8 protein-coding genes and 1 pseudogene are annotated in these 10,466 nt (G+C 55.1%); 6 read left to right on the top strand and 3 right to left on the bottom strand.

Annotation, left to right across the window (positions count from 1 at the left end; translation table 11 throughout):
* The 6 genes and pseudogenes from ACY69P_RS09370 to ACY69P_RS09345 all read left to right on the top strand — a co-directional run.
* On the top strand, nucleotides 1-353 hold a 353-nt coding region (locus ACY69P_RS09370; RefSeq protein WP_462327270.1), incomplete at its 5' end, for an EH signature domain-containing protein.
* Nucleotides 350-2,752: pseudogene (locus ACY69P_RS09365) on the top strand (DEAD/DEAH box helicase); the annotation flags it as partial. The gene ACY69P_RS09370 and the pseudogene ACY69P_RS09365, both read left to right, overlap by 4 nt.
* Before the next feature lie 96 nt (nucleotides 2,753-2,848).
* Nucleotides 2,849-3,835 carry a helicase-related protein gene (locus ACY69P_RS09360; RefSeq protein WP_462327271.1) on the top strand — a complete coding sequence of 329 codons (987 nt, stop codon included), beginning with the start codon at nucleotides 2,849-2,851 and terminating at the stop codon, nucleotides 3,833-3,835.
* Nucleotides 3,836-4,241: 406 nt separating this feature from the next.
* Nucleotides 4,242-4,646 carry a helix-turn-helix transcriptional regulator gene (locus tag ACY69P_RS09355; RefSeq protein WP_462327269.1) on the top strand — a complete coding sequence of 135 codons (405 nt, stop codon included), beginning with the start codon at nucleotides 4,242-4,244 and terminating at the stop codon, nucleotides 4,644-4,646.
* Nucleotides 4,647-4,649: 3 nt separating this feature from the next.
* The gene (locus ACY69P_RS09350; RefSeq protein WP_462327268.1) at nucleotides 4,650-5,894 is read left to right on the top strand and encodes a HipA domain-containing protein; all 1,245 of its coding nucleotides are present in this window, start codon (nucleotides 4,650-4,652) and stop codon (nucleotides 5,892-5,894) included.
* Between the two features lie 85 nt (nucleotides 5,895-5,979).
* Nucleotides 5,980-6,102, top strand: a complete 123-nt coding sequence (locus ACY69P_RS09345) for a hypothetical protein (RefSeq protein ID WP_462327267.1) — start codon at nucleotides 5,980-5,982, stop codon at nucleotides 6,100-6,102.
* Nucleotides 6,103-6,286: 184 nt separating this feature from the next.
* Here the strand turns inward: ACY69P_RS09345 and ACY69P_RS09340 are convergent, their stop codons facing one another.
* From ACY69P_RS09340 to ACY69P_RS09330, 3 genes are all read right to left on the bottom strand, one after another.
* The gene (locus ACY69P_RS09340) at nucleotides 6,287-6,808 is read right to left on the bottom strand and encodes a DUF6933 domain-containing protein (RefSeq protein ID WP_462327266.1); all 522 of its coding nucleotides are present in this window, start codon (nucleotides 6,806-6,808) and stop codon (nucleotides 6,287-6,289) included.
* 610 nt (nucleotides 6,809-7,418) lie between these two features.
* Nucleotides 7,419-10,049 (bottom strand): CRISPR-associated endonuclease Cas1, encoded by a 2,631-nt coding sequence (gene cas1 / locus ACY69P_RS09335; RefSeq protein WP_462327265.1) that lies wholly within the window; start codon nucleotides 10,047-10,049, stop codon nucleotides 7,419-7,421.
* 149 nt (nucleotides 10,050-10,198) lie between these two features.
* Nucleotides 10,199-10,315: a CRISPR-associated endonuclease Cas2 gene (locus ACY69P_RS09330; protein WP_462327264.1), complete on the bottom strand. Its 117-nt coding sequence runs from the start codon at nucleotides 10,313-10,315 to the stop codon at nucleotides 10,199-10,201.
* Nucleotides 10,316-10,466: the final 151 nt, after the last annotated feature.

The raw sequence follows: 10,466 nt of genomic DNA, 5'->3' as shown, positions 1-10,466 counted from the left end.
TCATAAGACTTTCAGGAAGCAACTCCAATAAATTGACTGTCTTTTATTTCCGCATGGGGGATGTTCATCTCATTGAAGGCACCCATTCGTTTGCCCTCACTATCGCAGATAAACTCCCAGACGAATGCCCGGCCGGAAAATACGAAAAGACATATGCATACTCTCGCCCTCTCGGCATAGGCCTTCAGGAAAACTACGAGGACCAATTCGGAATAAGCGACAACTTCGCGCGCATTATCCACAACGGCAACTGGCCACGCAAAGCCTACAAACAGCTCAAACGCCTCGGCATCACAATCAATCCATCTGACATCATGGAACGCGAAGACTACGTCCGGATGATACGATCATGAAATTACAAAAATTCATAAGCTCCATCTTCTCCAAACCCAACGCAGAACAATACCATATTGAGCCTTCAGGTTATGGCATCCGCTTCCATTCGCTGAAGCACGAAGAGTGCACAAAAGGAAGCGCTCCCGATGCACTCCAATTTCAATACGTCACGCTTCAGATGCTCTGCGAACAAGGTGAAGCTGAACCTGTCACCAATGGATTCTTCCTTCCTGATGATGTCGCGACGCGCCTTGCGCCAGATGACAGAATGCTCCTTGGCCTTCCTGAACCATGGCCCGGTCGCTTTGAGCTTGAGATCCGTGGCCAAAGCTACTCTCCATCATTTCGTCTAGAACTCATCCTCGTCCGCCCTAATCAGCAACGGACAAAGCACTACCGTTTGGCAGGTCCACTCCTCATTCTTGGCGAAGACGAAGAGTATCTGCCTGACGAATCGCAGTACGCCGCACTGTTTGCCATTCAAAAGCATGGAGCACTATCCGAGGATAACAAGACCGAAGGTGCTAACCTTGCGGCGGTCTACGCGCTCCAGCAGGCAAAAGCTGGCGGGATCCATATTGACCTGAGACATTTCGACGATACCGCCATTCAGCAGCCAGACAAAGTCAGCATATCCATTGTGGAAGACCCAGACGGAAGCCTGCGCCTTATCCCCGACTTTGGGCTGGGTGACGCGCCTAATGACATTGAGGAGCGTCTTGGCCAACTGGAAGGAGCCGATAATACAGCCCTGAGAATTGGCAAACGAATTGTCCTACTGGATGAAAAGCGCATGGAAGGCGTTCAGGAGGTGCTATCAAACAGGCAAATTCCTGCCGCCGAAAAGCTTCAGTTCCTCAAAGAGCCCACAGCTTTCATCAACGCCAGTCTTGTTGACCTTGATGAAAATCCTTCTATCAGGGTGCATGGAGCAGAAGTCTTCCAAAAGGCGTATTTCGGTGAAACCGACGCGCAAACCATGACGTGGTTTGGAGACCCCGACAGCGAACCCGATGTTTTTACGCTTTCGGATGCGGGCAACTTCATAAAAGACCGAGAGGAATTCGCAGAGCTTACAAAGCAGGTTGAACTAGCGACGTCAAAAGGCGACACATCCGTTTCATTCAAAGATAAAACCATTCTCCTGCCTGCAAACAAGGAAGAGCTAAGCGACACTCTCGCTGTACTTGGCAAAACCATTTCTGACGTCGATGAGAAGGCCCCCCGCCCAGCTAAACCCGCCTCGCACAAAGAACCGAACGAGTCGCAGTCAGGGCCAAACATCACGGTCAAGATTGACCTCAACGATGAGGACGTCGCAGACGGCTTTCTCACTCTTACAGCAGGAAAACGTCAACTTTATTCTGGCCCGATTTGCGGTAACGGGTGCAAATACAAGCCGTTCAACTATCAGCGGGAAGGGATTTGCTGGCTACTTGGCCTCGCGTGTGAAGCCCTCGCCTTTCCAGAACGGAATCGCTTCGGGGGCGCATTGCTTGCGGATGACATGGGCCTTGGCAAAACCTTCATGACCCTTGCAGCGCTTCAGGTCTACCAAGCTATCATTCGGGAGCAGTGCAAGCCAAAGCCCACGCTCGTCGTTGCCCCGGTTGTCCTTCTGGAAAACTGGTACCAAGAAGTTGAAAATGTCTTCGAGAACAGCCCGTTCGAGGATATCGTCATCCTGCAAGCCAATGCTGATTTGCCAAGGTACAAACAACATGGGGCCGGACGCGAAACCACAGCTCATCAAACTCCAGCTGGGGCAGAGACGGCAATTCGCTAGTCGCTGAAAGTCGGTAAGGGATTTGGCAATCTTCGTCTGGACATGCCCGGACGTCTCGTCCTTACCAACTACGACACCCTTCGTGATTATCAATTCTCAATGAGCAGAGTTGACTGGGGGATGGTCATCTTTGACGAAGCTCAAGACATCAAGAATCCTAACGCCATGAAATCCCGCGCAGCAAAAGCGCTCAAAGCAGACTTCCGACTTGCGGTCACCGGCACCCCTGTCGAGAATAGCTTGCGGGACTTTTGGTCCATCTTCGACACCGTCAGCCCGGGCTTCCTTGGATCATACAAGGAGTTCAACAAGACCTACATTTCGCCAATCAACAGGGCGACCACAACAGAAAAGGATGCCACCCGCGTGGCAGTTGGCAAGCAGCTTTACCAGCACGTTGGAGAGTTGATGCTCCGGCGAAACAAGGAAGGCTCACTGGACGGCCTGCCGCAAAAAATCATCCATGATGGCGGTGAGGATAAAAGCTACTGCGTCATGATGAACGGCATTCAGCAAGAACGCTATGACGCGGTCATTGCAAGCGTTTCCGCTGCCAAGGCTTCCGGCGATACCCAAAAAATCCAGCAGGCAATTCTGCCCGGCCTACGACGTCTGCGCGACGTATCGCTTCACCCGGACCTTCTCGATGGTGGAACGCCTGAGGCTTCATCATCCAACGCCCAGAAAGCGAAAAACTCACTTCTCAAATCCGAAAAGCTCAAACTCATGCTGAGCATTCTGGAAGAGATCAAAGCGCGGGATGAAAAGGTCATCATTTTTGCCATCAACAAAAAGCTCCAAAAAGCCTTGGCTATCAACCTCAAGGCCATATACGGCGTTGAAATTGAAGTCGTTAACGGCGAGACGAAATCCGTTGCGTCACGCTCAGGAAAAGGTGCGTCCACACGCAAACAGCTCATCGACGGATTCCAATCCAAACCCGGCTTTGGGATAATAATCATGTCCCCTCTTGCCGCAGGTGTTGGCCTCACCGTGGTTGGGGCAAACAACGTCATCCACCTAGAACGGCATTGGAACCCAGCCAAAGAGGCGCAGGCAACCGACAGAGTCTACCGCATCGGCGCGACAAAGGATGTTCACGTCTATATCCCGGTTCTCGCCCACCCGAGCCTTAAATCGTTCGACAGCAACCTCCAGCAACTCCTTGCGGCCAAAACCCAGCTCAAAGATGCCGTCATAAGCCCAACAGAAATCGCCCCTGAAGATTTCGACACGGAAGGCATGTTCGGCTCCCAAATTCTAACAGACGCCCCCATCACGGCAGACTGGCTGGACACCATAGACTGGGCGCTCTTCGAAGCTCTCACTGCAGAGCTCGCAGCCAAGGAATTCGGCGGCGCAAGCTACCTTACACCTGTCTCAGGAGACTTCGGGGCCGACGTCGTGACAATTTCAGAACGTGCCAACGTCCTCATCCAGTGCAAATGCACAAAAAATGCAATTGATGATGCAAAGATCGCTCTAGAACCGTACAACGCACGCCCTGAATATGAAGCGCGGCTCAACAAAAAATTCGACAAACTCATCCTGTGCACAAACACAGACTGCATCAGTAAAAAGGTTTACCAGAAGGCTGAGAGATACGGTGTTGAGATTTGGGGGAAAGAAAAGATCGCGACTCTGCTTCGCGGAGAGAAGATGAGATATGCTGACGTCTCAGCACGGCTGACAGCTGAGGTGCTTCATATTTGAAGTAACGTTTTCGATTAGACTGCATGTAAGCCTTTCTGAGAAAAACGTTAATAAGAAAAGCCATATACGGTAGACCAACAACGCTCAAACACCACAGCACGACTCAAATCGCAACTACAAGCCCCGAATCACACCGGGGCTTTTACTGATCCTGCCACACAAAAGTGCCCTCCACTTCGTGAACAGCTGACCATTACTAATCATCTAGAAAAATGACCAAAAATCGACACCCTAACCGCCAAAGCCCAACACTCCATCACCCTCCTCAAAGAACGCCGCACCGCCCTCATTTCCGCCGCGGTCACGGGCAAATCAACGTTCGGGACTGGGGCGCGATTTTACCGTACGGGAAGATGTGTTGACTTTCATACCAATGAACGTATCGTTCCCGTACGGGAGAATATTCATGACCGACGACAAAAAGACCTCTGCAGCCAACCAGCCTGATAAGGACGAGCTCAAGGCCATGCTCAACGACCGCCCCCAAACCGAGAGGGCGGGTGGTCTCGTTAAAGCAGGGCTGCTCTTTGGCGGGGCGCTCCTCTCTGCAAACGCCCAAAACAAACAGCACAACAGGCCGCGCCCCCTTTTTGCATCCGGCACGGTCGAGAACGTCGCATCCCTCGGAAAAGCCGCATGGCAGCGCCGCAAAGACCTCGGCCTGACGCAGGAAAAGCTTGCTCAAAAAAGCGGCGTCGGCGTGCGCTTTATTTCCGAGTTCGAAAACGGCAAATCCACCGCCGAAATCGCCAAAGTCTTCCAGCTTCTCGACGCCCTGAATTTGCAAATGACCATCAACACCAGAAGTTAACCCATGAAGGACTCACTGAACGTCTGGTATGAAACCAAGCGTGTCGGCACCATCACACGGCACGGCAAGGTCCACATGGTCTTTGCCTACGCCCCCGAGTGGCTCGGCTCCGGCTTCCCCCTGTCCCTTAGTTTACCACTTCAAGACGCTCCGTTCAGCGAGGACCTCACACGCGCCTTTTTCGACAACCTCCTCCCGGAAGAAAAGGCGCGCGAGTTCGCCGGAAAGAACCTGCGGGTTTCCCCAAAGAACCCTTATGGCCTGCTCCATGAACTTGGTGCGGAATGCGCTGGAGCGCTCTCTATTCTGCCCGAAGGCGAAACGCCTGACGCCCCGTCAACGCCCAAGCTCCAAAAGCTCGACCTCGCCACCTTTGGCGAAATCATCCGGCAAGTGCCGACCCGGCCCCTCCTCGCCGGTGAAAAAGGGATGCGCCTTTCCCTTGCTGGCGCACAGGCCAAGCTCCCACTTGTCGTTGACGGCAAGAACTTCTACCTATCGCTTAACGGCTCACCGAGTACCCATCTCATCAAGCCCGCCGTTCCCGACCTGCCGGAGTCCGTCGAGAATGAAGCATTCTGCATGTTTCTCGCACGTGTCGTGCACCTCAATCCAGCACGCTCGTTTATCACAGACACCCGCCCCCGCGCCTATGTTGTTGAACGGTATGACCGGGCCATTGAAGACGACCATGTACGGCGCATCCATCAGGAAGATTTTTGTCAGGCACTCGGCGTCCCTCCGGAGATCAAATACGAGAATGAAGGCGGCCCCGGCTTTGCCGACTGCTTCCGCCTTATCGACCATTGCCGTGAGCCTCACCATGACAAAGTCTTGCTCTTTCAGTGGGCTGTCTTCAACTTCATCATCGGCAATGCGGACGGCCACGCTAAAAACCTCTCCCTCCTCTACGACGCTCCGCCCAAGCCGCGCCTTGCCCCCTTTTACGACCTGATGTCCACCGCCGTGTACGAAGGGCTGACCACGCGCCTCTCCATGCGAATCGGCAAACAGAAAGACCCAGCTTATATCATGCGCAGGCACTGGGAGCGCCTCGGCGCGCTTGCGGGATGGAAGCCGGAAATCACTATACAGATTCTTCGTGATATGACGGACCAGACGGCATCCATGGCGGACTTCGCCGCTGACGTCTTCTGCGAGGAGTACGGCGAGTCCCCCACTGTTCGCCGCATTTGCAAAGTGATTGCCAAGAGGGCCAACCACATCCTCAGTAGCATCAACGCCTGATTTTCGCCCCGTCCATATTGAGCTTCGCGTACTATTGTAGTATCGCGTGTGTCCGTTATTCCCAGTATTTCAGGAATCTCGACACATGCCCGCCCCGCGCGAAAAGCTGTTCCAGCAGGATATCATTGAGGCCCTGACCGCCTGCGGCTGGCAGGTTGGCTCGTCAAACCGATACGACGCCGAGCACGCCCTCTCCCCCGACATGTAACCCAGAAGTGGTCCCGTTTGTTCGGACCACTTCTGATGCGCCGGCTCAACGAATCAATGTCGCGCCATTTCTCCATGCCGAATCACATCGATCGATTTCGAAAAAATCTTACTTTTCAGAATCACGATTTTGTAAGCGGGACCAAGGCTCCAAAGAAGCACGCAACAGCATCGTTTCGTCTGCGTTACAGGCTGGCGAGGAGTTCGGTCATGAGTTCGGAGGGGAAGAATGCTTTTTTGTAGTTTTTGGAGTTGCAGGGCATTTCGTTGAGTATTCGGGTCAGAGTCCAGAGTTCTTCATTGTTTTCTGGTAGCCGACCGAGGAGGTGGAGTTGGCCTTCGAGGCAAAAGGCCATATCGTTCATCGTGCCGAGGACGCTCCGGTTATGTGTTTTGCCCAATGTTACTGGCCCGAGGGCCAGGAGCGCCTTTGCGACGTCGTCTGACGCAAAGCCCAAACGAGTGAGTTCAGCCTTGAAGTTCTCGCGAAAGAGGCGTTCCAAATTCTGGAACTCCGTCTCATTCATTACGGGAAAGATAACGGCAAAGCGTGTCGCATCGTTGACCAGCAGCACGAACTTACGGTCATAAAAGAAGTACAGATTGGCATGCCAGCCATGGAGGCCCGTTCCTAGAGGGGCCTCTTCCTGTGTCAGCCGCCCCTCAAGCTCTTTAGCGAGCTTTTGAGTACATCCGATATACGCCACAGATTCTCCCTTTATCGTCCCACTTGATTTCTCATGCCCCCCTCTAGAGAGCGTAGCTCTTCCACAAGCTCCGGGCACCCCGGGCTCCAACACGCCTGCTCAAGGCCTGATGCTGAGGTATAGTCCGCACCGGTACGGACGTCTCTTTTGAGGAGATTGCGGACCATCCGGCGTTGAATATGGAGTCACAACCCATACCGGTACGGATATCTCTTTTGAGGACCAATTGATGCGCAACGCGAATCGCCCCGTGAGTCACAACCCATACCGGTACGGACGTCTCTTTTGAGCTGATGAGGCGAGAACTTGAACGTGGGATATAGTCACAACCCATACCGGTACGGACGTCTCTTTTGAGATCAGTGAAAATTTACCCTAGAATTCAAGTCTGTTGCAAGCTGGTTTCTGTGGACGTCCTCATTTTGGTGGCTCTTTTGGACGTTTTCCACAGACGTCCAAAAATGTTCTAGGTCATCTCTTTTTTTAGGCAATACTTCCAAGGGATTACAAATCTGCTTCTCCGCACTTTCCACAGGACCTCCACGCAAAACGCCTTGCCCCGACCCAGAAAAAAGGTCTCCCATACACAGCCCGCCACGGGTGCATTTTCTTAGATATTTTTACACGCGCCTTGGGCGTGCATTGGCGTGCCGCATGTGTAGACCTCAAGCCCTGCGCCGCTGACCCAGCGCTTCACCGCGCCGACTTGGGCCGCGAGCAGGTCGCCGAGGGTGTGGTCATCCAGTGCCATCTGGACGCATCGCTCCCGCTCGAAGGCTTCCACAACCTTGGCGAATCCACGCCGCGTCAGGCGGTGGCGTCCCGCCTTGGAGCACTCAAAGTCGTCGCGTCGTATCTCCTGTTTATTCACCATTCGTAGGGCCAGACGGTCCATGCGGAAACGAAATGGCTCTTGCAAGTCGCATACGAGGGATTCAAAGTTGTCCTTGTGGCTGTGCAGAAATCCCAAATAGGGATTCAGCCCCTGAGCGCGCACCAGAAGGTTCAACCGTGCGAAAAGCTGCATATACAGGCAATCAAGCAGCGTGTTCCACCTGTCGGCCTTGGCTTTCGGCTCACGTTTACGGCTTGCAAACCCGCCCTCCGAACGCGCATCCGAAACAAGCGATTGAATGAGCGAAAAGCACAGGCGCGCCCCTTCACCCTCGTATCCCCGCAATTCTGCAACACCTTGCGCGTTCCGCACTCGCTGGAGCACGTCCGCAAGGGGAGCACAATGCTGCGCAGGAACAGCCCTCCCCCTCAGCCACTGCAAGGCATTGGCAAGCTTTGCTGTCACAAAATCCCGTGCAGCGTGCGCCAACTCCGCACCAGAAGCTCTTTCAAAGCGTAGCAAGTGCCGTCCGGCAACGTGGTAATGCCGCTTGGAATCCGGTTGAACAGTCCCAACATAATGCCCCGCAGCAGAGCAAAACGTTATGGGTATATTCTCCGACACGCACTTTTGCACCAACCGCGCGGACAGAGAGTTATTCCCCTGCATGACAATGTTTTCCACTCTGGCAAGAGGCACCCGCGCCAAGTCCGTCTCACCCTTCCTCACGCAGAGTGCATCATGGTCCACGCCGACAAAGGCATAGCGGTTGGTCACGGTCACGGTGCGCCGAAGAGGCGCCTCCCCTTCCAGCTCATCGTCCAGCCCAAGGCCATATGTCCGCCCGAGAAACGAAAATCCTTGTGCACTGGTGACAACCTGCGCATGGTCCATATTCAGGCGCAACCCAAGCCTCGCGAGGATGTCGCACAGCGCCGCCCGCGCTGATTCAGCCTCCGCGGCAGAACGCGCCAACACAATAAGCCGGTCCGCGTAACGGGCCAGCCGATAACCCTGCGCCTCCATCTGCTCATCAAGCGTATCAAGGTACAGATTCGCCAAAAGCGGAGTAAGCGCATTCCCCTGCGCGAGCCCGGCCGGTGCACTCTCCACACGCCCCTGCCGGGCAACAGGGCACTCAATACAGGCCCGAACAGCCGCCAATGTCTGCCTGTCCGAATCGGGCAGTGCGACCGCCAGCATCCGAAAAAGGTGCTCATGCGGAATCTCGTCCCAGAAGGACTGAATATCCGCCTCCAACGCATGCGAGTAGCCCTCACGAACGGCCTGCATCACCATGCGCCGTCCCGTCTCGCGCGAGCGCCCCTTGCGGTGCCCGGCGCTCGCGTCCTCGAACATTTTTTCGAGCACCGGGGCAAGTAGCGTGTGGAGCAGATGCTGTACGGCGACATCCTTGGCATCGAAGCTCCAGAGCCGGCGCACGGCCCCGGACGTTGTCGGCACCTCTGTGGCCGTGGCGGGAACAGGCTCATAGCAACCGTCCAAAATATCTTCGCAGACCTGAGCCACGGCGCCACGCACGCTTCCGAAATCATGCTCCAGCTCGTTGGCGCGGTCCGACTCGCGCTGCATACGGTCGGCGACCTGTTCCTGAAAGCGCTGCTCAGTCAACAGGGTGTCGAAGTAGGGCTGCTCCAGTGCAACGCGATAACAGCCCATCCCAGCCGCAAGCCGCCGCCCTATATGTAGCCGTTCCCCGGCCAGCACCAACGGCAAAGCGGCTTCGATGTCTCCTTTGATGTACAGAGGACCAACCATACCGTGAACATATTGCACGCCACGCCCAGACCGCGAGGGGTGTTTGTGCTGCTCGTAATTCCAATAATACGGCAAAAGCTCCAGACCACTGGACAGAGCCTCTTGATCAACGGAAACCGCGCCGTAAAACCGTTCAATCCTCCGACACAGTGCGCCGACAAATTCCCCGGGGGACAACAGCCACCGACGCTTTGCATTTTTGGGCTTAAAGGGGAACGGCGTCAGGAAATCAAGGCAAACCTCCTTCGGCGTGCCCGCCCAGTGCCGAAATGCCTCCACGCGGTCCGTCAGGGCCTCTGCCCACATTGTGGGAGCCCCCTGAATCCGAAAGTTGTTACGAGGGTCAGCCAAGTGCGCTTGAAGGGCCGCCGTAAAGGCCCCAACCTCCGCCTCGCTTGCGCGGGGGAAAATGACTTCCAAATGATAAAGCCCTCCCCTTGCCATACGCGAAGGGAGGGCCTGACCCACGGGGTGGAAAAAGTACGGCGTATCAATTCCGCCGCGCCGGGCGGCGTGCTTGCACACCGCATCAAGGATAGACAAAGGATGCTGGCGGGCAAACACATTTCGCGTGTTGACCAGCGTCACGTCCAGCACGCGCCACATCACATCGGGCAGAGCGTTCATATCACCACAGAATACGAATCAATTAGTTGCGGCGGCACCTCTCCGAGGTCGTCCCCGTACTCGCGAGGGGCGAGGCGATACACACTCACACCCCGTCGCCAACTCCACCGCCTCCAGCCGCGCGCACAGCCGCTGCTTGCCGGAAACGCTCAACACACACTCCCCAGCACCCGCTCCCCAAAGCCTTCAAACACCTTGGACACCCGGTGCCGCTCCTGATCGTCGGAAACATCGTAGGCAACGACATAAGTGCTGATGTTCGGCATAGGGCGTCACCTTTGGCGCTACGAAATGACGTTGAAAGACAAGAAGGAGACGAGCCGACACGGGGGGCTCGTTTGAAATTTGGTGCCGAAAGTACACCCCTTGGCTGTTCAAGTCACAACCCATACCGGTACGGACATCTCGTTTGAGGGC

Source organism: Desulfobaculum sp., assembly GCF_054921475.1.
The sequence above is the reverse complement of the archived record's forward strand: the minus strand, read 5'-3'. Positions and strand labels throughout refer to the sequence as shown.